This is a genomic window from Geobacillus proteiniphilus (assembly GCF_001908025.1).
GTDB lineage: Bacteria > Bacillota > Bacilli > Bacillales > Anoxybacillaceae > Geobacillus > Geobacillus proteiniphilus.
Genome location: NZ_MQMG01000035.1, coordinates 1 through 22,531, shown reverse-complemented (window position 1 = coordinate 22,531; position 22,531 = coordinate 1). Strand labels below are relative to the sequence as shown.

The window sequence follows — 22,531 nt, the reverse complement described above, 5'->3', positions numbered from 1 at the left end:
ATCAAGAAGGGGGATTTGTCGATGAATGAATATTACTATTATGTTCCAACGTTGGATGATTACCGTCAACAGCCGCCAGCCGGCCAGTTTTGGCCCGGATACCCAGGCGGGCCATTCACCAACTGGGCGCGGCGCATCGAACGGCTTGAGCGGGCTGTCGAACGGCTCGACCGCCGGCTCGACCGGGTGGACAGCCGCCTCGATCGCATCGAACGCCGGCTCGGCCTCTCGTAAACAGAATGGAGAAAGAAGGCGGTGGAAAGACCGCCTTCTTTTCTTTTGGCAACAAGTCGATAACGGCCGAACCGCAAGGGATGGCCCCGCCTAAAGGGCGGGGCTTCCGCTCAACTGGACGCCGATCGGCCGGAATGGCGTTCAGGACACAGCCTTTTTCTCTTTCCGGCGCCAAAACGCAAACCGTTCGCCAAACAGCACGGAAAACAACCCGGAGCGGATGCTGAGAAACAAGTAGACGGCTGCCCCGACCGCCGCGCCGATGGCGGCGATGCATACGGATTCGGCTGTGCCGGCGCGGTAATCAATCCATCGGGCCGTCAGTGCCTCGACAACCATGATCCCCGCTGACATCACCGCCGTCAAGATGGCCATAAACGCCGTCCGTCGGGCGACAAACCGATAGCGGTAGCGCGTGCGGCGCTGAATGACCCATAAGTTGAACGCCACAGAGACGAAATAGCCCGCCATCGTGGCAACAATGGCCCCGACGGCCGACCATTCCATAATGAGCGGCGTGTTGAGCAAAAGCTTCACAAGCAAGCCGGCTGTCAAACTGACGACCGTAAACCGCTGCTCGTTGATGCCTTGCATGATCGCCGCCGTCACAGAAAACAAAGCGTACAAAATCGCCGCCGGCGCATACCAGCGCAACACTTGTTCACCAAGCGGATCATAGCTGTAAAACGAGCTGTACACCGGCCCTGCAAGCACCGCCATGCCAATCACCGCCGGAAGCGTTAAAAACATGAGCACTTGAAACGTCTGGTTCAAATATTGCCGCAGCGCTTTCCGGTCTTGCGCGACATACGCTTTCGTAATCGTTGGAATGAGCGCCAAACTGAACGAGGTCGCGAGCGTCACTGGAATGATGACGAGCTTTTGCGCCCACATGTTGAACACGGAATACGCATGCTCTGAGATGTGCCCGCGGCCCGCCGCCGCCATCGCGTGATTGAACGTAAACTGATCGACCAGCTGGTACAGCGACATCGACAAGCCGACAAAAACAAACGGAATCGAAGAAAGAAGCAGCTCTTTATACATCGCCAAAAGCGACACGTCCGCTTCGCCGCGGTCGCGCGCAAGCAGCGACTGCAAATACGGACGCCGCTTCCACCAATAGACAAGCAACACCAAAAGCCCCGCCGCCGCGCCGACAAACGCGGCAAACGTCGCCGCGCTCACGGCGGTGACAACGGAACCGTTCATGAGGCGCAAAATGACGTAGCAGGCGCCAAGCAAAAAGGCGATGCGAACGATTTGCTCGACGACTTGCGACAACGCCGTCGGCCCCATCGATTCATGTCCTTGAAAAAACCCGCGGATCAAGCTCATCACCGGCACGATGATGAGCGCAAAGCTGACCGCTCGAATGACAGTGACGACGTCGTCGACCGAATTGACGTTCGTTTTCGCATCGATGACATGCGGCGCCAAGATGGGCGCCAGGGCGTACAAAATGAGCCATGAGGCGATGCCGCTTGCCATCATCAAGACAAGGCCGGAGCGAAAGAGCCGATAACCGACGCGGTACTCCTCAAGCGCGTTGTATTTCGATACAAACTTTGACACCGCCACCGGCAACCCCCCGGTCGCCAAGCTCAAAAAAATTTGGTATGGCACATAGCCGTATCCATACAGCGCTCCGCCGCGCTCGCCGACAAGATGGTAAAACGGGATGACGTAAAACAAACCAAGAAGGCGAGAAATCATCACGCCAGCAGTCAAAATAAACGTGCCGCGCAGCAGTTTAGACGTTGACATATGACCCCTTCCCTAGCCATGGACGTTGAAAATGACAACATATCTATTTTAACATAGTTGTCAATGGAACGAAAAATATCGTCCGCGCACGAAAAGAAAGGGTGGAATGAACATGGGATACGACGTCATCGTCATCGGCGGCGGTCCGTCCGGGCTCATGGCGGCGATCGGCGCCGGCGAGCAAAGGGCGAAGGTGCTGCTGTTGGAAAAAGGGTCGAAACTCGGGCGCAAGCTCGCCATCTCCGGCGGCGGGCGCTGCAACGTGACGAATCGGCTGCCGGTGGATGAAATCGTCCGCCATATTCCCGGCAACGGCCGCTTTTTATACAGCGCCTTTTCCGTGTTTAACAACGAAGACATCATCCGCTTTTTTGAGCGGCTCGGCGTGCCGCTCAAGGAGGAAGACCACGGCCGCATGTTTCCGAAAAGCGACAGCGCCCAGTCGGTCGTTCAGGCGCTTGTTCGCGAACTCGGCCGCCTCGGCGTCGATGTTCGGCTTGCATCGCCAGTGGCGGACGTGTTGTATGAACAAGGAAAAACAGTCGGTGTCACGCTGAAAAGCGGGGAAGCGATCGCCGCCCGTGCGGTTGTCGTCGCCGTCGGCGGCAAATCAGTACCGCAAACCGGCTCGACCGGCGACGGCTATCCGTGGGCGGAAAAAGCGGGTCACACGGTGACCGAGTTGTTTCCGACCGAAGTGCCGATCGTCTCGCATGAGCCGTTCATCAAAGAGCGGACGCTGCAAGGCTTGTCGCTACGCGACGTCGCGTTAAGCGTCTTAAAGCCGAACGGCAAGCCGATCATCACCCACCGGATGGATATGCTGTTCACCCATTTCGGCATTTCCGGCCCGGCCGCCCTCCGCTGCAGCCAGTTTGTCGTCAAGGCGTTGAAAAAAGCGGCGGACAGCGCGGTCGCCATGAGCATCGACGCGCTTCCAGACGTGACGCAGGAAGAGCTGTTTCAACATTTCGCCAAGCTGTGCAAAGAGGAGCCGAAAAAGGCGATGAAAACGATCGCCAAAACGGGGCTGCCCGAGCGGTACGCTGTCTTTTTGCTCGAGCGGGCCGGCATCGACCCGCACGCCTCCGCCGGCACGGTAAGCCACGAGGCGCTGCGGGCGTTTGTCCAGCAATGCAAACAGTTTACGTTTCACGTCCACGGCACGCTGCCGCTTGAGAAAGCGTTCGTCACTGGCGGCGGCGTGTCGGTCAAAGAGATCGAACCGAAAACGATGGCCTCCAAATGCATGGCCGGCCTTTACTTTTGCGGCGAAATTTTGGACATTCACGGCTACACGGGCGGCTACAACATCACCGCCGCCCTTGTCACCGGGCGGCTCGCCGGCGTCAACGCCGCCCGTTATGCGCTGGAAGAAAAAAGCAAAACAGGCGGCCCTAAGGCGCAGGCAACGACGGATTGACAGCAGTCCCCATGGCATTCTGGAGCGCTCCGGGCCATCCATGGACATTCCGGCAACGCCCGTCTTCAAGGCGGGCTGCCGGTTGCAAAGCTGCAATCGGAGAAAGCCCATGCAGGGCGTAGCCCGTCTTTAGACATGGGATGAACCGATTGCTTTGGCGGTAGCCAAAAGTGGTATAATAACTGTAAACCAAGCGTCTTGAATCGGGCGCACAGGGCGTTAAGCACCACAGCGGTGTTTGCCCATGAAAGTCTTGCGGAACAAGGGTGAGTTCTGCACGCAGGTGTACGAGAAACCCTTTAGTACGTAAGAATCCCACAACTTCAGCCGTTGGGAGATTCAGGTTCGGTAAATGATCATGGCGGAAAAGCAGTAAATTTGCTCGCCTTCCGATTCCATCGCCGCCACGCTGTACTTGACATCGATCAACTGTCCGTCTTTCAAGCGGGCTAAAAAGTCATTGACCGCTGCCTCCAAATCTTTTTCATGTTCTTTATCGAACACTTTCACTTTGTACATCGCCATTCCCCCATTTTCTTATTCTTTTCCACACGTTGGGGGAAAGTCCTCCTCAAGTAGAACAAAAACGCGCCCCACAACAGGGGACGCGTCCCATTTCAAGACCGCCTTTTCATATGCTTCCGCGGCGCTCGACTAGTCAAGCGGTGAAAATTAGCTGAATCTCTAAACCTGTGATGAAACTGACGTGAAATCGCCGAGAACGCTTGACAAATCCACAAATATCACATGTTTTGTTTTTTACTCAATAAGCGAATGTCCGACACTTGGTTAAAGCCTTGATATAACAGGGGGTTCGGTATTTTTCATGAACCACTGTCACGGATGCAGGTGAATCTGTACACTTCCTTACATATCCTCCAACAGCGTTGAACGTGGTTGCGGGCAAAGCGAAGCCATGCAGCGCGGCTGCCTTAATATACCCCAACGGCGTTGAACGCTTGTTTTACCGAATTAACTTCCTGGCTCGCCGCCCCGTACAAATCGGCGGCCGCTTGGACGCAGGCGGCGCGCAGCTGGCTGAAGTTCGACGTCGGCGTCAAATAATAGACGAGAGCGCGGTAAAAAACTTTTCCCATTTTGTCGCGGCCGATGCCGGTGACGCTCACTCCGTAGTGCGTGCCGCCTTGGCTGAGCAGGTAGGCGGCTTTATTGATGATGCCGCTGTTTGTATGGACTCCTCCATTGTCTTGTGTGCCTGTGTAGCGTTTCGAGTAATGATCCGGATCGCCGTATTTCGCCGGATCCGACATGGAGCGAAGCGCGTCGCCGGCAATTCCCGGCGTGTAAATGTCTTCGCCGATCTCCCAATCCGGGTTGCGGTTGGCGTAAAATTCGATGAGTGTGCCGAAAATGTCGGACATCGCTTCATTGATGGCGCCGGATTCGTTTTGATACACCAAGCCGGCCGTGTAATCGGTCACCGCATGGGTCAACTCATGCCCAACGACGTCAATTCCTCCAGAAAACGGCAAAAAAGTCTGTCCGTCTCCATCGCCGTACACCATTTGTGAACCATTCCAAAACGCGTTGTTGTAACCGCGGCCGTAATGGACGGTCGAGCGAATCGGTGCATCGGCGCCGTCATAGCTCAGTCGGTTATGAACGTTTTTGTAATAGTCATACGTGATGCCGGCGTAATAATGGGCGTCCACGGCCGCCGCGTCATAGCTGGCGAAAAATTGGTTGTCGACATCGGCCCATAAGCTGCCGGGCAAAACGGTGCGGTTTCGTCCGTCATACGTAAAAATGCCGCTGCCGCGCGTATTGTCTTGCAAATAGTAGTAGCCATAAGACGAGGAATACGTCGTATTGATATATTTCTGATCCCCCAACACACCGCGGCCCACGCCGACCGTCGATGTACCGGCGACCGGCTGCCCGCCGCCCGGCTTCGCCTCGTCCATTTGGTTCCATTTGTTCAACACTTTTCCGTCTACCGCATCGATCATGTATATCCAGTTGCCTGGGACAGGGGTTAAAAAGCGGACATTGACCTCATAGGCGAGGCGCGGGGTCTCCCCATCCGGATAGATGACAAGCCGCGTTCGTTTTCCCTCTTCGCTCGCCGGCCGTTCTTTCGTCACCGCATCAGCCACATCTTGTTCCGCGATCATTTCCGCTTGTTGAACGGAAATAGCGGCTTTTGTTTTCAACGTTTGTTTGTCCAAATCCGGAATAAGCGCGCCCGACAAAGAGGACAATTCGCCATCGTTGACATGGGCAACCAACACGGCGCCATACACCGGGATGCCGTGATAGCGCTGTTCAAAACGCATAACCGTATGGCCGAGTTCATCCGTTTGTTTGCCAATCAAGCCCAGCCGTTCGCGGGCTTGTCCATCAAGTCGGAACGTATTCTTCTCTTGATCAAGATAACGGTAAACCAATTCTTCCGGAGCATCCTCGCCTTTTAACAGCGAACCAGAAACGAACGATGGCGTCTTCCACTGTTCGTTCCACACCATTGATCTTTCCTTCGCTGAAGCACCGAGCGGCCAAGCCATCAATCCAAACGCCAACCCAATCGCACCAAGCATCGCCCTTTTGTTCATTCCCTTTACCCCTTTCTTATATTTTCAAATTATTTATTCTAATAAAAATTTTATTACAATATATTTTGATTGGGTATTGGGAAAATGATCGGGCGACATGCGGCCTGATCCAGCAGCCTATTTTCCGTTTTTCCCTCTTTGCGGCTTTCCACCTGCGACAAAACGGCCAAAGTGAAACACGACCGGCAGCGAGGCTGCCAAGCGGAAAAAACGATTGATCTTTTTCGCTTGAGCCGACGGATTTCCACAGAACGTGCTTCAACGGACGAAACAAAAAAACCGACTCATCCCCCACTTTCGCCTATCGTAACGAAAGCAGGGGACGGATCGGTTCAAAGAAGAGAAAAAGGGCCCTAAGGCTGCCTCATGCGGCGCAGACAAGCAGAGCGCCAATCCGGCCGCTTCTTTTATCGGGCGATCACTGTCGGCGGTGGATGCTCATCTTTTGCCGCTTCATTCACCCCGATGCCTTGGCCAAAGGCCGAAGCGAGGCCAAGGACGGCGAGAGCGACGATCACGATGACCCGCTTTTTCACGAGCTTCACCTCCTTTCAAACGCCGGTTTGCGTCCGCAAGAGGGTGCAGCTTAGCTGATAATATTGGGCCGCCTGCTTGTATTGGCGCCTCCGCATATAACAATCCGCCAAATATTCGGCATACAAAGAAGCGTCATCATACTCCTTCTTTTTTTGAAAGTATGGAATCGCCTCCTGTTTGAGCAACCGCTCTAACAGTTCGTCTTCTCCGCTCAAAAGCAGCCGGTAAATGGAAAAATGCAAATAATACTCATAATGCTCGGACGCGCCGTTAGGGGCTTGTTCGAGCTGTTTCCACCCTTCCTCGACAGCCATCGACGCTTTGCGATAATGCTTGGCATCGCAATGCACGCGAACGAGCGACAAAAGCGTGATGAGCCGGGCATCCAGCGGGGCGTCCTCTTTATAGATCAAACTGTTCTCGTAATGTTGCACCGCCTCGCGGTATTGACGTTTCATTCCTTTCAAGTGGCCGAGATTGTGTTCCACAATCCCAAGAAGCCGTCGATCATCCAACATCCTCGCCGCCTTTTGGGCCAGCAGACAATGGTCGACCGCTTTATCGATCTCCCCGCAACGCCGGTAGCAAATCGCCAACAACACATGGCATTCGGCGCTCCGCCGCAAGTCGTATTCCGCCTGGCTGAGCGTCAGCGCGCTCGGCGTATTGAAGGCATTGAAACCATTTCCACAGACGGCTGAAAGCAAGCGCCGACAAGTAAGCCAAATCAGCTTCCTCCCCGCTCGTTTTCCATTCTCCCTTCAACAACTGTTCTGCCTTTTGATAACAATGCAAGGCGTCATCGTACTTTTCTTGGCAATAATACAAAAGGCCAAAAAATTTCCAATAATAATAGCGCATGTCATCACTGAACGCCCCATACCAGTCCCGCACGCTTTGCGCCGCTGTTTCCGCCCCCTTTTTGTCGCCAAGAAGCAGCCAATATCGGATTCGCATCAGCTGAAAATAAATCATGGCTTCGGCATCCCCAGACTGCTCGCATCGTTCTTTGACCGTTTCATACAGTTCCCGCGCGGCAGGCACATCACGGTTCGTCATCGCCTTATACCACGACATCACCCATTCGAACCATGAAGGCATTGTTTCGTTTCCACCCGGCCGGATGTCCAACCGCCGAAACAGCCATTCGAGCACCTCTTGGCTCGGGATGACTTGGTTGTTCTCAATTTTCGATAAATACGAAACGGAAATAATGCCTTCAGCCGTTTCTTCTTGGGTCAGGCCTTTCATCAAGCGGGCGAATTTCAAGCGGTCGCCTAGTTTCAACCGGAATCGACCCCTTCAATCTGATTTTACTGAAAATTATATCCTTTTCTATCCTCCTGTTGCATCACACTTTAGCACTAAAACAAAACGAAAAAGGCGCCCCAAAAAGCCGGGACACCTTTTTCTTGCCCAAACCGCAAGCGGAAATTTGTTAAGGAAAAGCAAGCCGCCCGTTTGCCAAGACATTCCTAAACCGGAGGCGTTTATCGCTTCGGCACCGTTTCGCCTTCCCACTCGAGCATGCCGCCCGTCATGTTGCGGACGCGATAGCCGAGCTCTTGCAAGTAGCGGCAGACGTTTTCGCTCCGCCGTCCGGAGCGGCAGACGAAAATATATTCTTCGTTGCGGTCGAATTCGGCAAGCCGATCGGGGATGTCGCCCATTTTAATATGTTTGGCGCCGGGGATCATGCCGAGGGCGACTTCCTCGTCTTCGCGCACATCGACAATGTTCAGCTTTTCGCCGCGTTCGAGTTTTTCTTTCACTTCAGCCGGCGTGATTTCTTTGATCTCTTCCATGGCAGATCGACCCCTTTCTCTCGCGTTCAATGCTTCGTTTCGGCAGAAGGCAGCGGGGAAGTACGAAGCCGATTCCTCCCCGCTTGCGCTGGCTGCGCGGAAACTGGTTCAAGATGATCGTTCCTTGACGCCGCGTGCGCCGTCTCAAGTCGGGCGGCCGCTTTTCCGTCAGTTGGCGACGATGTTGACGAGCTTGCCGGGGACGGCGATCACTTTGCGCACAGTTTTGCCCTCAAGCTGCTCTTTAATTTTTTCATCGGCGAGCGCCCGCTCCTCGAGCGCTTCTTTTGGTAAATCAACTGGCACGTGCAAACGCGACCGCACTTTGCCGTTGATTTGCACGACGATTTCCACGACGTCTTCCACAAGCTTCGTTTCATCATACGTCGGCCACGGTTCATAGGCGATCGTGTCCGTGTGGCCAAGCTTTTGCCACAGCTCCTCGCCGATGTGCGGGCAGACCGGCGACAAGAGCTTGACGAAGCCTTCCATGTATTCTTTTTTCATTTGCTCCGCTTTGTACGCTTCGTTGATGAACACCATAAGCTGCGAAATGGCGGTGTTAAAGCGGAGCGCTTCATAGTCTTCCGTCACTTTTTTCACCGTTTGGTGATAGACGCGCTCGAGCGTGTCGTTCGCCGGTTCGTCGACAATGTTCGGGTTCAGTTCGCCATTCTCGGTGACAAAGAGTCTCCAGACGCGGTCGAGGAAGCGCCGCGCCCCGTCAAGCCCTTTCGTCGACCAAGCGATCGACGCCTCAAGCGGCCCCATGAACATTTCATACAGCCGCAAGGTGTCGGCCCCATGGCTTTCGATGATGTCGTCCGGGTTGACGACGTTGCCTTTTGATTTGCTCATTTTTTCGTTGTTTTCGCCTAAAATCATCCCTTGGTTGAACAGCTTTTGGAACGGTTCTTTCGTCGGCACGATGCCAAGGTCATAAAGAAACTTATGCCAGAAGCGGGCATAAAGCAAATGCAAGACCGCGTGCTCCGCCCCGCCGATGTAGACATCGACCGGCAGCCACTTTTTCAGCTTTTCCGGATCGGCGAGCTGCTTGTCGTTGTGCGGGTCGATGTAGCGCAAATAATACCAGCAGCTTCCAGCCCATTGCGGCATCGTGTTCGTTTCGCGCCGCCCTTTTTTCCCGGTTTTCGGGTCGACAACATTGACCCATTCTTCGATGTTGGCCAGCGGCGACTCGCCCGTTCCCGACGGACGAATTTCATCCGTTTTCGGCAACACAAGCGGCAATTCCTCTTCCGGCACCGGCGTCATCGTGCCGTCTTCCCAATGGATGATCGGAATCGGCTCGCCCCAGTAGCGCTGGCGGCTGAACAGCCAGTCGCGCAGCCGGTACGACACTTTTTTCCGCCCTTTGCCGTGCTCCTCAAGCCATGCGATCATTTTTTCGATCGCTTCCTGCTTGTTCAAGCCGTTCAAAAACTCGGAGTTGATATGCTCGCCGTCTCCGGTGTACGCTTCCTTTTCGATATTCCCACCGGCGACGACTTCTTTCATCGGCAAGTGGAATTTTTTCGCAAACTCGTAGTCGCGCTCATCGTGCGCCGGCACGGCCATGATCGCTCCGGTGCCGTAGCTCATCAAGACGTAGTCGGCGATCCAAATCGGAAGCCGATCGCCGGTGACCGGGTGAATGGCGTACGCGCCGGTGAACACGCCCGTTTTTTCTTTCGCCAAATCGGTGCGCTCGAGATCGCTTTTGCTTTGGATTTCTTTTAAATAGGCGTCAACGGCCGGTTTTTGCTCCGGCGTCGTGATTTTCTCAACAAGCGGATGCTCCGGCGCCAAGACGGTGTATGTCGCGCCAAAGAGCGTATCGGGACGCGTCGTGAACACGGTGAACGTTTCGTCATGGCCGTCGACGGCAAACTCGATTTCCGCTCCTTCCGAACGACCGATCCAGTTGCGCTGCATCTCCTTAATGCTTTCTGGCCAGTCGAGCTCCTCCAAGTCTTCAAGCAAGCGGTCGGCATAGGCGGTGATTCTCAGCATCCATTGCCGCATCGGCTTGCGGATGACCGGATGCCCGCCGCGCTCGCTCCGGCCGTTGATCACCTCTTCGTTCGCCAGCACCGTGCCAAGCGCCGGACACCAGTTGACCGGCACTTCATCCATGTAGGCGAGCCCTTTTTCATACAGCTTCAAGAAAATCCATTGCGTCCATTTGTAATAGTTCGGGTCGGTCGTGTTGATCTCCCGATCCCAGTCATACGAAAAGCCGAGCGACTTGATTTGCCGGCGGAAGTTGTCGATGTTTTTTTGCGTAAACTCCGCCGGGTCGTTGCCGGTATCGAGCGCATATTGCTCGGCCGGCAGCCCGAACGCGTCCCAGCCCATCGGGTGAAGGACATTGTACCCTTGCATCCGTTTCATGCGCGCCAAAATGTCGGTCGCCGTATACCCTTCCGGATGGCCGACGTGCAAGCCGGCGCCGGACGGATACGGGAACATGTCGAGAACGTAAAACTTCGGCTTGTCGTCATCATCGGGCGTGCGGAACGTTTTGTTTTTCTCCCAATAGTCCTGCCATTTTTTTTCGATTTCGCGGTGGTTGAAGCTCATCGCAGCACTCCTCCTATCAAGTTCTACTTGCATCATTGACGAAAATATGTACAAAAAAACCCCCCATCCCCACGCAAAGGGACGAGAGGCGCGCTTCCCGCGGTACCACCCTTTTTGGCGCGCCAAACGGCGCACCCGCTTTCTTCCTTAACGCGGATGGACGGCCGGCGCTGTCGGGGATCGTTCGCGCCGGCAACTCCGAGGCGAGTTCACGGGCCGACTTCGGTTGACTCGCACCATCCGTCAACTCTCTGCCGTCCGTCGGGCCCGCTACTGCTCCTCTTCACCGTTATTCGCCTTATTCGCGCATGAATCGACCGATGAGTGGACAGAATGACAAATTTATTATTATTTTAAAAAATTTGTCGATCAATTGCAAGCCGAAACCTATACGGAAGCCGCGGTTTTTTCATCCGCGTTCTCCGTCCGCTTCGGGAGCCGACGATCATGCAAAAGCGCGGCCAGCACCGCCAATAAGGCAAACAATGCTAACATCATGATGAGTAGCTTCATTCCAAACAGATCCGCGACCGAGCCGCCGATGACCGGTCCGATCATCCGTCCGGCCGTGGCCGTTCCGTTGACGATTCCTTGGTAAAACCCGGCTTTCCCCGGCGGCGCCCATTCGTTCACCGCGGCCGGAATCGCCGGCCAGACGATCATCTCGGCGATCGTGAGCACAATCATGGACGCGGCAAACTCAGCAAACGAATGCGCCCCCAACAGCATGGCAAACGAAACGGCGAAAATAAGAAAACCGATCACGATTTGCCGCTTCAACGTCGGCATGAAGCGGCGGATCACCCGCGCCAGCGCCGGCTGGCCGAAAACGATCAATGCGCCGTTGATCGTCCAAAGCAAGCTGTACTGCCCGACCGGTATCCCGAGCTCGCGCGTATAGGCGGCGATCGTCGTCGACCATTGGACATAGCTCAACCAGCACAGTCCATAGCCGGCGCAAAGGAGGGCGAGCGCCCAGCCCACGGCGCGGGATGGCGCTCTTTCCGCTTCTCCGGATCGTTTCTTTCTCAGCGGCGGCAAAATCGGAACGCGGCGCAACCCGGCTACAACCGTAAACAAAAACGCGGCATACAACAAAAGATTGGCGAAAAAAACGAGCGAGAACGAATATGAAGCGACAAGCCCGCCAAGCGCCGAACCGACGGCGACGCCGATGTTTTGCGCGACATACAAGGCGTTGAACGCCCGCCGCCCCCCGTCCGGCCAAATCGCCCCGGCGTACGCCGACGCCGCCGGAAAGACGACGCCGCTGCCAATGCCGACAAGCGCCAAAAACACCGCATAATGCGGCCAACCGTGCCAAACGTTCAACCCCGCAAGCGCGGCCATCGTCAACACCGCCCCGGCCAACAAAACGCGAAACCCGCCGATCCGGTCAAATAAAAAGCCGCCAGCCAAGCTGCCGATGACACTTCCCCCAGAGTTGAGCATGAGCACGACACCAGCGACAGCGAGCGGCTGGCCGAGCTGTTCGTGCAAATAGATCGTGTTTAGCGGCCATAGAAACGACGCCCCTGTCACATTGAGCGCCATGCCGACAAGCAGCCACCAAAGAGCGCGGGGCATCGGCCATCATCCTTTTCTGGCTTTTATTTTGAGTTCCGAAATAATTGTAGGGGGAAACGCGAAAAAAATCAATAAAAAATAAGGAGCGGCATCCGCCCCTTTGGCTTGTCGTCACCCGTTCCGCTGCTTGGAGCGGATCGGTTGGCCGCCCGTTTCCTCGTATTGCTTTTTCGCCAGCTTCACCGGGTCAAAGTCTTAACCAAGCTCCAAATCGTTATTGTTTTGGCCGTTGCGTGTTTTTTGTTCCGGATTCGTTTGTTTCAGGCGTCGCTTCATGTCGTGTTCCTCCTCGTTTCAGCGGTCAAGCAAACAGATGCCGTTTGGCAACATGATCGCCATGCGTTCGCTTCCCGTTTCAGCGGTCAAGCAAAATCATGTCGTTTTGCAATTGCTCCAGTTGGAGCCGCATCCGATGCAGCTGCTCGCGCTGCTGGGCGTTGCAGCTTCGCGCCAAGTGCGCCAAATCGATGACCGTCTGCTCGAGCATCTGCTGGGCGTTTGTGTATTCGGTGATGTTGTAATGCTCCTGCTTTTGCGCTTCCGTATATTGCTCTTTCGCGTAGCGGATCACATCTTCACACCGCTGCAAAAATTCCTCAACAGATTGTCTTGTTGCCATCTGCTCACCTCGTTTCGTGATGTTCCCTCATGTTTACTATGCGCCGCATAGGCTGGCCGTATCACGCCAATGATTGGCAGCGGTCGATTTTCCATGAAGTTTTTGTTACAATGCCGACGTGAGGATCTTCGTTCAGCTCGATCAGGCCGATGTCGGTCAGCTCAAGGGTTTCCGCCATGCTGGCGTAGAGGATGGGGCGGCTAGAGGGAGAAAGCGATGGCGCCCGACATCTTTGGCCGCAGCGCCATACCCGCCAACGTAAACGATGAAACGATCGCAAGGAGGGCCCAACCGATGGCTTTGATGAACATTTTGCCGTTTGCCCGCTTTTTGCTTGATCAAGCGGTCAACGAAGGCGACATCGCCGTCGACGCGACCGTCGGCAACGGGCACGACACCGTGTATTTGGCTCAACGCGTCGGGGATTTCGGCCATGTGTTCGGCTTTGACATTCAGCCTGAGGCCATCACCGCCGCTTCCGCCCGCCTCGCGGAACATGGGCTATGCGGGCGGGCGACGTTGTTTCAACGAAGCCATAGCGAAATGCTTGAGGCGCTTCCCGCCGATGTACACGGGCGCATCGCCGGCGCGGTGTTCAACCTCGGCTATTTGCCGGGCGGCAATAAGCAAATCGTCACCGAGCCGGAATCGACGATCGAAGCGGTCCGCCAGCTGCTTTCCGTCATGAAGCCGGGCGGCGTCATCGTTCTTGTCGTGTACCACGGCCATCCGGAAGGAAAGCGCGAACGCGACGCGCTCCTTGATTACGTCCGCTCTCTTGATCAACGGCGCGTCCATGCCTTGAAATACGAATTCATCAATCGGCAAAACGACCCGCCGTTTTTGATCGCGCTCGAGAATCGGGCGGATGGGGGCGCCTGAGTCCGTCCGGTCCGCTGACGAACCGCTGCCCTTGCCAATACAAGCAAACGACCGCCCTTATGAAAAGGACAGCCGTTTTTGCCGCTCCTGCCAAAAGCGGTATGCTTTTCCGTTCCAATAGAAAAACTGCGACGCCGCCCCGCCGGCGCGGACGAGCCGGCGCGCCAGCCGGCGCAGCCCGCGCTGCTTTTTCACCTTGGCATCCGACAAATACAACCCAAGAAGCCCTCGGTGAATGAGGCGGTGAAACTCGCCGTGCGGAAGCGCGCCAACATGGCGGTCGGCCTCTTCGATGAAATGGCAAAGCCGCTCAAGCATCACCGTTTCATTCGGATAGTAAAAGCAAAAGTTTAAATCGCCGCCTTCCCGGTCTTCCTCCTGGTCGATCAAATAGTCGAGCAAAATGTGCAGCCCTTGAATGTATGGAAAATAGCCGTCGCGCACTTGTCTCGCCATCTCCGGCGGCAGCGATTCGCCAAACGCATAGGCGACGAGGCAGAAAATGCCGAGCGTCGAACCGGAGCAGGCGGAAAACTCATACCATTCCATCGGCGGCAAGGCGTCTTTGTATTGCGCGAACCATTTCTCAAGCCGCGGCACCCGCTCGTTGACATCGACGTGTTTATGCACTTGCAAGTCGCAATAATAGCCGGCCAATTCATGCAAAAACGGGGCGATCGTCTCATAATGGCGCGCCGTCTCGAGCACCTCTTGGCACGTGCGGACGAGCGCCGGCAAATAGCCGCCGTCTTCCTGTTCACGGCGATGGCGGTAATAGTTCGACGGCTCCGCGCCGATCGTCAAGGCGTCCGGCATCGAATCGTGCAAGGCGCGAAAGTCGAGCGGATCGAGCGAGGTGCTGCGGTCGCACAAATTATCCAAATAATCGCTGATCGTCTGGTAAGCAACGATAAAGCGGATGCAGGCCTCCATGTTTTCTCCGGCCAAGAGCGCCAAAATGGAGCCGCCTTCGCAATGGAACGTTTTCGAAGCGATGCTCGCGAGCGCTTGGCGCCGCAGCTCGGGGTCAGGGATGCGCTCCGCCCGCTGCCGCCAATAGGCAAGCTCGCGATGGACAAGCGGAAGCACGTCACGATACACCATTTTCATCAATGCGATTGGATGCGTCGGAATTTTCAATCAGCTCACCTCGGGGCAAAAACGATGCTCTTGTCTCCTAGTATTGCCATCCCCATCACCAGGGCAAACGAATCCAGCTGCTGTTCTCTTTCATTTACGATCCTTACTTTGTAAAATAAAAGTGAGCGGACTATTTTACATTAAGAAAGGAACGAAAGCGATGATTTACCCATACAAAGGCAAAACGCCGCAAATTGCCGCCTCCGCCTTTATCGCCGACTATGTGACGATCACCGGCGATGTCGTGATCGGCGAAGAGACGAGCATTTGGTTCAATACCGTCATTCGCGGCGATGTGGCGCCAACGATGATCGGCAACCGCGTCAATATTCAAGATAACTCAATTTTGCATCAAAGTCCAAACAATCCGCTTATCATTGAAGACGATGTAACAGTCGGCCACCAAGTCATTTTGCACAGCGCCATCGTTCGCAAAAACGCGCTCATCGGCATGGGCTCGATCATTTTGGACCGCGCGGAAATCGGGGAAGGCGCGTTTATCGGCGCCGGCAGTTTAGTGCCGCCGGGCAAAAAAATTCCGCCGAACACACTCGCCCTCGGCCGGCCGGCGAAAGTCGTCCGCGAGCTGACCGAAGACGACATCCGCGAAATGGAGCGCATCCGCCGCGAATATGTTGAGAAAGGGCAGTATTACAAAGCGCTGCAGCAACAGCGGACATCGTGCGCCAACAAAAAAGAGCTGCCGTGATCAGGCAGCTCTTTTTCTTTCATCACTTGTCCGCCAACGCCAGCGCTTGTTCTTTCAACAAGGCGGCTTTGTCGGTGCGCTCCCACGGCAGGTCGATGTCCGTACGCCCAAAATGGCCGTAAGCAGCCGTCTGTTTGTAAATCGGGCGGCGAAGGTCGAGCATTTTGATGATGCCCGCCGGGCGGAGATCGAAGTTGTTGCGCACGACCTCAATCAAAATGTCTTCCGACACTTTGCCGGTGCCGAACGTATCGATCGAAATCGAAACTGGGCGGGCGACGCCGATCGCGTAGGCAAGCTGCACTTCGCATTTGTCGGCCAGTCCTGCCGCGACGATGTTTTTCGCGACATAGCGGGCCGCATACGCCGCCGAGCGGTCGACTTTCGTCGGATCTTTGCCCGAGAACGCGCCACCGCCGTGGCGAGCGTAGCCGCCGTACGTATCGACGATGATTTTCCGCCCCGTCAACCCAGCATCCCCTTGCGGACCGCCGATGACAAACCGTCCTGTCGGGTTGATGAAATATTTCGTGTCCTCATCAAGCAGCTCCGCGGGCACGACCGGCTTGATGACCTGTTCTTTAATGTCGCGTTGGATTTGGTCCTGCGTAATTTCCGGATGATGCTGCGCGGAAACGACGATCGTATCGACGCGCACCGGTTTGCCGTTTTCATCGTATTCGATCGTCACTTGCGTTTTCCCGTCCGGCCGCAAGTACGGCAAGACGTCCGTTTTGCGCACTTCCGCCAATCGGCGCGCCAAGCGGTGCGCAAGCGAAATCGGCAGCGGCATCAATTCTTCCGTCTCATTGCAAGCGAACCCAAACATCAACCCTTGGTCGCCGGCGCCGATCGCTTCAATTTCCTCGTCAGTCATCTGACCTTCGCGCGCCTCGAGCGCCCGGTCAACCCCCATCGCAATGTCCGGCGATTGTTCGTCAATCGACGTCAGCACCGCGCACGTATCGGCGTCAAATCCGTATTTGGCGCGCGTGTAGCCGATTTCGCGAACCGTATCGCGGACGATGCGCGGAATGTCCACGTATGTTGATGTCGTGATTTCCCCGCTCACGAGCACCAGCCCGGTCGTGACGCTCGTTTCGCAGGCGACGCGGGCGTTCGGGTCTTTTTCCAAAATGGCATCCAAAATGGCGTCGGAAATTTGGTCGCAAATTTTATCCGGATGTCCTTCCGTCACAGACTCTGAAGTAAACAAGCGGCGTTTGGCTGACATTCGGTTTGTTTCCTCCTCTTGGCATAATGTGGCGACACGGAACTCATTTCCCTTTTTCCCTTCGCAATATAAAAAACCTTTCCTGTAACGGCTGAGGAAAGGTCAGGGCAATCGTATTGCTTCCTTTCACTCTTATCGTTCAAGGACTGCGCCTTGCCACAGGTTAGCACCATTTCACACATGTACAGTTGTGACGGTTGCTGGGCTTCATCGGGCCTGTCCCTCCACCGGCTCGGGATAAGAGTATCCGTTCAATGACTTATCATATCGCAACGGAATCGGCAAAGTCAACTATAGAAATTCATTTTTTATCATTTCCAGCCGCGAAAATTCTTTCCTCAAGGCAATCAACACAATGGGAAAAATAAAGTTTGAAAAACCCACACAATTAGTATGGACTATTAATAAAAATGTGTTATACTATTTTCAAGAGTGATTACAAAAAGAAGGCAGGTTTTGGATATGGGGATCGCAAACATGACAAATAAGCTTGATTTATTGCTACAAAAACCGTACGTGCATCATCAACTGTCCGTTGCCGAGCTCGTCGAGAAAGTGCTGCAGCGGAATGAAGGCCGGCTGACGCACACCGGGGCCGTCGCGGTGACAACCGGCAAGTACACGGGGCGGTCGCCGAAAGACAAATACATCGTCGAAGAACCGTCAACGAAGCAAACGATCGACTGGGGAGCGGTCAACCAGCCGATGTCTCCGGAGACGTTTGATAAACTGTACGACAAAGTGCTCGACTATTTAATGAATAAAGATGAACTGTTCGTGTTTAAAGGCTTTGCCGGCGCCGATCCGAAATACCGGTTGCCGATTCAAGTCGTCAACGAATTCGCCTGGCACAACTTGTTCGTCCATCAGCTGTTCATCCGGCCGAGCGCCGAGGAGCTCGCCGCGCATGAGCCGCAATTTACGGTGATTTGCGCGCCGAACTTTAAAGCCGACCCGAAAGTCGACGGCACGCGCTCGGAAGCGTTCATCATCATCTCGTTTGAACGGCGCACCGTGTTGATCGGCGGCACCGAGTATGCCGGCGAAATGAAAAAATCGATTTTCTCGGTGATGAACTATTTGCTGCCGGAACAAGGCATCCTGCCGATGCACTGCTCGGCCAACGTCGGCCAGGAAGGCGACGTCGCCCTCTTTTTCGGCTTGTCGGGAACGGGAAAAACGACGCTCTCGACCGACCCGAACCGCCGCTTGATCGGCGATGATGAACACGGCTGGTCAAGCCGCGGCATTTTCAACATCGAAGGCGGCTGCTATGCGAAATGCATCAACTTGTCGCGCGAGAAAGAGCCGCAAATTTTTGACGCCATCGGTTTCGGCGCGGTGCTCGAAAACGTCGTTCTCGATGACGCGACGCGGGTGCCCAATTACGACGACGGCACGCTGACGGAAAACACGCGCGCCGCCTACCCGCTTCAAGCGATCCAAAACATCATCGACCCGAGCGTCGCCGGCCACCCGTCCACGATCGTGTTTTTGACGGCTGATGCGTTCGGCGTCCTGCCGCCGATCAGCAAGCTGACGCGCGAACAAGCGATGTACCATTTCTTAAGCGGCTACACAAGCAAACTCGCCGGCACCGAACGCGGCGTCACCGAACCGGAAGCGACGTTCTCGACATGCTTTGGCGCACCGTTTTTGCCGCGCCCGGCCGTCGAATACGCGGAAATGCTCGGGCAAAAAATCGCCGAACACAACGTCCGCGTCTTTTTGGTCAACACCGGCTGGACAGGGGGACCGTACGGCGTCGGCAGCCGCATGAAGCTCGCCTACACCCGGGCGATGGTGCAAGCCGCCGTCGAAGGGGAGCTGGACAACGTCGAAACGGTGCAAGACCCGATTTTCGGCCTCGCCATCCCAACCCGCGTCCCGGGCGTGCCGGATGACGTCCTGCAGCCGCAAAACACATGGGCCGACAAACAAGCATACGAACAAAAAGCAAAAGAGCTGGCGCAAAAGTTCCGCGCCAACTTCCAAAAATTCGCCCACATCGATCCGTCCATTGAAAAACTCGGCGGACCGCTCGTTTAACAAGAACCCGGCCGGACAGGGAACAGCTCCTGTCCGGCCGGGTTTTCTGTTCTTTCCTCTGCTTTAGTCTCCGACACTGAATCGTTAGACATTTCTGTACGTCGGTCCGTTTCATTCGCCTCAGACGACCTCAAAAACAATCGGACTCGATCAAACGCATTCTGTAAGGAGGGAATCTTGAAAGCCAACAGTTTTTTAAACACGTTAGACCAATTCATCAAACTTAGCGCATGGCCGATCGGGAGTTTGATTGTCAGTGTAGGGTCGCCGTTCCTTTTAATCAATATCACCTTATTTTTCTATGTCGTCTCAAGCATTCTCATGTTTCTGTTGCATATACAAGAACATACAAAGAAGAAGACGGCTCAAGGCAAAGGCCTAAAGAACTTTCTCCTTTCGATCAGTCTAGGATGGGAATACACTTGGAGAAATGTGCACGCTAAATCGATTAGCTTCATGTCATTTTTTGAAGGAATCGGAAATGGCGTCTGAATTTCGGCCATCCTTTGAAACTTTACATCTCGAATGGTCTGGCAAGCGATGGCAGAAGGAAACCGTTGCGACGAAAACGCTTTAAATAGTTTGCTCGTCGCTTGATTCAGCTCGGGATGATTCAACAGCCAATTGGCAAATTGGGTGTTGATGTCGGACATCTTCTCATACATCTCTTGCTTGGCTTTCGTTGGTTTGTAAAGCTCCAATTTTAAGGTGATCGTGGGCATCTTTTCACCTCCCTCCTTCTTTCATCCCACATCTGAAGAAGTGGGTTTTCTCGCTCGCGATTTTATAAAAACACGCATTACGGCCGAGTTGGACAAGCTGAACCAAGCTGTTTCAATCCCTCATAGGTACGATAAAAACGTGAAGGAACGGTATTTCATTGAATGGCTTCTCAAGTTTCAATCCCTCATAGGTACGATAAAAACTCGGGTCGGCATTCATTTGTTGCACCGTCTGATTGAAGTTTCAATCCCTCATAGGTACGATAAAAACATCGCTAAATCAATCCGAGTGAAATGACCACAGAAGTTTCAATCCCTCATAGGTACGATAAAAACGAACCAGCAGGGTGAGAGGGAAGCGGATTTCATCAATGGTTTCAATCCCTCATAGGTACGATAAAAACCTATATTTTTGCGCTGCATCAGGAAGCCGAGCGGATGGGTTTCAATCCCTCATAGGTACGATAAAAACATCAGCTGGCTTTCCTTTAACGAAGTGGCATTGGTGTTTCAATCCCTCATAGGTACGATAAAAACGTCGGGTTCGCCCTCAACTGCATCGATCAGTTCGTCGTTTCAATCCCTCATAGGTACGATAAAAACGTCCACGGTCTGCATCAAAATGGCAAGGCGTTCTTGGTTTCAATCCCTCATAGGTACGATAAAAACGTTGGTAAATGAATACGCCCGTTGGACTCGAATGGGACAGTTTCAATCCCTCATAGGTACGATAAAAACGAGCCACACGTTTCCACTTGTCATCGACGTTCCAGCGTTTCAATCCCTCATAGGTACGATAAAAACTACGGGCATTCTCACCAATGACAACATCTTTATGTAGTTTCAATCCCTCATAGGTACGATAAAAACACAAAGTCGCTAACCTGTGAGTTAGTACAATTCTTCAAGTTTCAATCCCTCATAGGTACGATAAAAACATCCACTCCTCTTTTTTCTTTTTCCTTCTGTGCTTTTTGTTTCAATCCCTCATAGGTACGATAAAAACGAGGCTTACGGAACTGATACGGAACGCATTCGAGTGTTTCAATCCCTCATAGGTACGATAAAAACCTGCCTCTTGTGCCGTGTAGACGCGGAAAAGTGGATGTTTCAATCCCTCATAGGTACGATAAAAACACGCAAGATGATGTGAACAACATCGTTGCGAAAGAGGTGTTTCAATCCCTCATAGGTACGATAAAAACGACCCCTGCATTTTATGTCCACCACAATTCCCGCATTGGTTTCAATCCCTCATAGGTACGATAAAAACGCCAACCACAAAGGAAACGCTTCGAAAATATCTCTTGTTTCAATCCCTCATAGGTACGATAAAAACGTGATCGAGTATGTATGGAAAACGCAGATCCGGGACGTGTTTCAATCCCTCATAGGTACGATAAAAACGCAGAATACAACCAGCTTGCAGATGAATTGGAAAAAGCGTTTCAATCCCTCATAGGTACGATAAAAACCCAAAAAATGCTTGTTGTATCAAGCATTTCGATCTAGCGCTGTTTTCAGAATATCACGTTTCAAAAATTCTGTCAATGGCTTTCAGCCTCGATGGCTGTAGGTTTAGGGCGCCAAAAACCATTGTCGTCGATCCCCCGGGGTTTTTGCACGATTGGGGGTCGACGACAATGTGAGGCTCGACGGCGAAGAGTCTGCTCTGCTTACCCCTTCACCCGTTCGATCTTCTCAACCGGCAGCCCGGTCAGTTCGTGGATCGTGTCGACATCGTACCCTTTCGCCAGCATTCTCTTCACCACGTCGAGCTTCCCTTCCTCAATCCCTTTTTGGCGCCCTTGCTTCATCCCTTGTTTGACTCCTTGTTGAATTCCCTTTTCCATTCCCCGCTGTTCGTACGAGACGATGAGCTCCATCACTTGCTTCGCTTCCTTCGTTTCCATTTGGCTCACCTCGTTTCGCAGTTTGGCTTCCTCCTCTTCGGACAACCGCAAATACGTTTCAAAAAAACCGAACAACAGCCGCTGTTTCGCCTCATCGAGCTCAAGGCGGACGAGCATGCGCAAAAATTCTTTTTTCACTTCGACCTTTTCTTCTTCATTATACCCCATTTTGCTTAACAAGGCAGCGGCGACGGGATTGTCATGGCGGATGTACGCGCGCCACGGCAGTTTGCGCAGCTCCACCGTCAGAAAGCGGAAGTCGAGAACGGTCAAAAACGGAAACTGGACGACCAATGAGGAAGGTTCATCGTGGTGTTCATCATAGCTGAAGATGGCGATCGGAAGAATGCGGCGGCGGTATTTTTGAAACAAGCGGCTGAAGTAGAGGAACATTCGCTCGGGGAAGGTCCGCTGTGCGTAGCTTTGGTGTTCGACGTGAACGATGACGAGCCCGTCTTCCCCTTTCATCTTCGTTTCCACCAACAAATCGACGCGGTGCTTCTCTCCGGCCGTCACGTCGGTAAACAGTTCTTCTGAGAGGAAAGAAAGGTGGTGAACGTCGATGTGCTCGTACACGTTGGGAAAGAAAAGAAGCAAAAACTCTTCGAAAAACGTCGACAGCAGCTCTTTGAACAACCGGTCGTGATCGATTCGCGGTTTAGCCACGTTTCCCCTCCTTGCGGCATCGAATTCATCGTATGATATTCGCTCTCCGCGGCCAAACTCCTTCTCCTCCCCCCCTACTTTTTTA

General features: G+C 53.9%; 17 protein-coding genes, 3 pseudogenes, 1 CRISPR repeat array, 1 riboswitch and 1 other annotated feature. Of the genes and pseudogenes, 5 read left to right on the top strand and 15 right to left on the bottom strand.

The genetic code is table 11. The features are described from left to right. Positions 1-21 precede the first annotated feature (21 nt). A complete protein-coding gene (locus BRO54_RS12195; RefSeq protein ID WP_074044111.1) occupies positions 22-234 on the top strand; it encodes a hypothetical protein in 213 nt (70 codons plus the stop codon). A 141-nt stretch (positions 235-375) separates the two neighbouring features. Here BRO54_RS12195 and BRO54_RS12190 read toward each other — a convergent pair whose 3' ends face one another. Further along, the gene (locus BRO54_RS12190) at positions 376-2,001 is read right to left on the bottom strand and encodes a putative polysaccharide biosynthesis protein (RefSeq protein WP_074044110.1); all 1,626 of its coding nucleotides are present in this window, start codon (positions 1,999-2,001) and stop codon (positions 376-378) included. A gap of 112 nt (positions 2,002-2,113) precedes the next feature. On the opposite strand from BRO54_RS12190, the gene BRO54_RS12185 reads away from it, so the two are divergent. Then, entirely contained in the window at positions 2,114-3,424 is a 1,311-nt protein-coding gene (locus BRO54_RS12185; protein ID WP_074044109.1) for a BaiN/RdsA family NAD(P)/FAD-dependent oxidoreductase, read from the top strand. A 339-nt stretch (positions 3,425-3,763) separates the two neighbouring features. Here BRO54_RS12185 and BRO54_RS12180 read toward each other — a convergent pair whose 3' ends face one another. The 10 genes and pseudogenes from BRO54_RS12180 to BRO54_RS12145 form a co-directional block, all read right to left on the bottom strand. Beyond that, a complete protein-coding gene (locus tag BRO54_RS12180) occupies positions 3,764-3,943 on the bottom strand; it encodes a sporulation protein Cse60 (protein ID WP_074044108.1) in 180 nt (59 codons plus the stop codon). A 413-nt stretch (positions 3,944-4,356) separates the two neighbouring features. Continuing rightward, positions 4,357-5,904: pseudogene (locus BRO54_RS12175) on the bottom strand (M4 family metallopeptidase); the annotation flags it as partial. Between the two features lie 500 nt (positions 5,905-6,404). After that, positions 6,405-6,533, bottom strand: coding sequence for a hypothetical protein (locus tag BRO54_RS20825; protein WP_275651047.1), 129 nt, complete (start codon positions 6,531-6,533; stop codon positions 6,405-6,407). A gap of 15 nt (positions 6,534-6,548) precedes the next feature. Then, a complete protein-coding gene (locus BRO54_RS20565) occupies positions 6,549-7,160 on the bottom strand; it encodes a tetratricopeptide repeat protein (RefSeq protein ID WP_239691263.1) in 612 nt (203 codons plus the stop codon). Further along, a complete protein-coding gene (locus BRO54_RS20560) occupies positions 7,093-7,821 on the bottom strand; it encodes a helix-turn-helix domain-containing protein (protein WP_239691262.1) in 729 nt (242 codons plus the stop codon). The genes BRO54_RS20565 and BRO54_RS20560 overlap by 68 nt, the downstream gene beginning before the upstream one ends. Before the next feature lie 203 nt (positions 7,822-8,024). Beyond that, on the bottom strand, positions 8,025-8,339 hold the full coding sequence (locus tag BRO54_RS12165; RefSeq protein ID WP_066234356.1) for a rhodanese-like domain-containing protein: 315 nt from the start codon (positions 8,337-8,339) through the stop codon (positions 8,025-8,027). 168 nt (positions 8,340-8,507) lie between these two features. Further along, complete coding sequence (gene leuS / locus BRO54_RS12160) at positions 8,508-10,925, bottom strand: leucine--tRNA ligase (protein ID WP_074044106.1); 2,418 nt, start codon at positions 10,923-10,925, stop codon at positions 8,508-8,510. A gap of 74 nt (positions 10,926-10,999) precedes the next feature. Further along, positions 11,000-11,221, bottom strand: a binding site (T-box leader). A gap of 91 nt (positions 11,222-11,312) precedes the next feature. Beyond that, complete coding sequence (locus tag BRO54_RS12155; RefSeq protein WP_074044105.1) at positions 11,313-12,512, bottom strand: MDR family MFS transporter; 1,200 nt, start codon at positions 12,510-12,512, stop codon at positions 11,313-11,315. Between the two features lie 111 nt (positions 12,513-12,623). Then, positions 12,624-12,788 (bottom strand): annotated as a pseudogene (locus BRO54_RS20555) (glycogen biosynthesis protein GlgD). 79 nt (positions 12,789-12,867) lie between these two features. After that, positions 12,868-13,131, bottom strand: a complete 264-nt coding sequence (locus tag BRO54_RS12145) for a YtzC family protein (RefSeq protein ID WP_011232317.1) — start codon at positions 13,129-13,131, stop codon at positions 12,868-12,870. 294 nt (positions 13,132-13,425) lie between these two features. Between BRO54_RS12145 and mnmM the strand changes: the two genes are divergently transcribed. Next, on the top strand, positions 13,426-14,013 hold the full coding sequence (mnmM, locus tag BRO54_RS12140) for a tRNA 5-(aminomethyl)-2-thiouridylate-methyltransferase MnmM (RefSeq protein ID WP_074044104.1): 588 nt from the start codon (positions 13,426-13,428) through the stop codon (positions 14,011-14,013). A gap of 57 nt (positions 14,014-14,070) precedes the next feature. On the opposite strand, the gene BRO54_RS12135 is transcribed toward mnmM, so the two are convergent. After that, positions 14,071-15,153: a tetraprenyl-beta-curcumene synthase family protein gene (locus BRO54_RS12135; RefSeq protein ID WP_074044103.1), complete on the bottom strand. Its 1,083-nt coding sequence runs from the start codon at positions 15,151-15,153 to the stop codon at positions 14,071-14,073. 160 nt (positions 15,154-15,313) lie between these two features. Between BRO54_RS12135 and BRO54_RS12130 the strand changes: the two genes are divergently transcribed. Then, on the top strand, positions 15,314-15,862 hold the full coding sequence (locus tag BRO54_RS12130) for a gamma carbonic anhydrase (protein ID WP_074044102.1): 549 nt from the start codon (positions 15,314-15,316) through the stop codon (positions 15,860-15,862). 22 nt (positions 15,863-15,884) lie between these two features. On the opposite strand, the gene metK is transcribed toward BRO54_RS12130, so the two are convergent. Continuing rightward, positions 15,885-17,096 (bottom strand): methionine adenosyltransferase, encoded by a 1,212-nt coding sequence (gene metK, locus BRO54_RS12125; RefSeq protein ID WP_074044101.1) that lies wholly within the window; start codon positions 17,094-17,096, stop codon positions 15,885-15,887. A 129-nt stretch (positions 17,097-17,225) separates the two neighbouring features. After that, positions 17,226-17,340, bottom strand: a riboswitch (SAM riboswitch). 218 nt (positions 17,341-17,558) lie between these two features. On the opposite strand from metK, the gene pckA reads away from it, so the two are divergent. Beyond that, on the top strand, positions 17,559-19,145 hold the full coding sequence (pckA, locus tag BRO54_RS12120) for a phosphoenolpyruvate carboxykinase (ATP) (RefSeq protein WP_074044100.1): 1,587 nt from the start codon (positions 17,559-17,561) through the stop codon (positions 19,143-19,145). Positions 19,146-19,648: 503 nt separating this feature from the next. On the opposite strand, the pseudogene BRO54_RS12110 reads toward pckA, so the two are convergent. Further along, positions 19,649-19,867, bottom strand: a pseudogene (locus tag BRO54_RS12110) (hypothetical protein); the annotation flags it as partial. Between the two features lie 109 nt (positions 19,868-19,976). After that, positions 19,977-21,342: a CRISPR direct-repeat array (repeat unit 30 nt; unit sequence GTTTCAATCCCTCATAGGTACGATAAAAAC). A 201-nt stretch (positions 21,343-21,543) separates the two neighbouring features. Further along, positions 21,544-22,446 (bottom strand): Rpn family recombination-promoting nuclease/putative transposase, encoded by a 903-nt coding sequence (locus BRO54_RS12105; RefSeq protein WP_074044099.1) that lies wholly within the window; start codon positions 22,444-22,446, stop codon positions 21,544-21,546. Positions 22,447-22,531 lie beyond the last annotated feature (85 nt).

What these genes read in the sequence shown, in the direction of transcription:
- BRO54_RS12195 (WP_074044111.1), top strand. Translation starts at nt 22, where the DNA reads ATGAATGAATATTACTATTATGTTCCAACGTTGGATGATTACCGTCAA.
- BRO54_RS12190 (WP_074044110.1), bottom strand. Translation starts at nt 2,001, where the DNA reads ATGTCAACGTCTAAACTGCTGCGCGGCACGTTTATTTTGACTGCTGGC.
- BRO54_RS12185 (WP_074044109.1), top strand. Translation starts at nt 2,114, where the DNA reads ATGGGATACGACGTCATCGTCATCGGCGGCGGTCCGTCCGGGCTCATG.
- BRO54_RS12180 (WP_074044108.1), bottom strand. Translation starts at nt 3,943, where the DNA reads ATGTACAAAGTGAAAGTGTTCGATAAAGAACATGAAAAAGATTTGGAG.
- BRO54_RS12165 (WP_066234356.1), bottom strand. Translation starts at nt 8,339, where the DNA reads ATGGAAGAGATCAAAGAAATCACGCCGGCTGAAGTGAAAGAAAAACTC.
- leuS (WP_074044106.1), bottom strand. Translation starts at nt 10,925, where the DNA reads ATGAGCTTCAACCACCGCGAAATCGAAAAAAAATGGCAGGACTATTGG.
- BRO54_RS12155 (WP_074044105.1), bottom strand. Translation starts at nt 12,512, where the DNA reads ATGCCCCGCGCTCTTTGGTGGCTGCTTGTCGGCATGGCGCTCAATGTG.
- BRO54_RS12145 (WP_011232317.1), bottom strand. Translation starts at nt 13,131, where the DNA reads ATGGCAACAAGACAATCTGTTGAGGAATTTTTGCAGCGGTGTGAAGAT.
- mnmM (WP_074044104.1), top strand. Translation starts at nt 13,426, where the DNA reads ATGGCTTTGATGAACATTTTGCCGTTTGCCCGCTTTTTGCTTGATCAA.
- BRO54_RS12130 (WP_074044102.1), top strand. Translation starts at nt 15,314, where the DNA reads ATGATTTACCCATACAAAGGCAAAACGCCGCAAATTGCCGCCTCCGCC.
- metK (WP_074044101.1), bottom strand. Translation starts at nt 17,096, where the DNA reads ATGTCAGCCAAACGCCGCTTGTTTACTTCAGAGTCTGTGACGGAAGGA.
- pckA (WP_074044100.1), top strand. Translation starts at nt 17,559, where the DNA reads ATGGGGATCGCAAACATGACAAATAAGCTTGATTTATTGCTACAAAAA.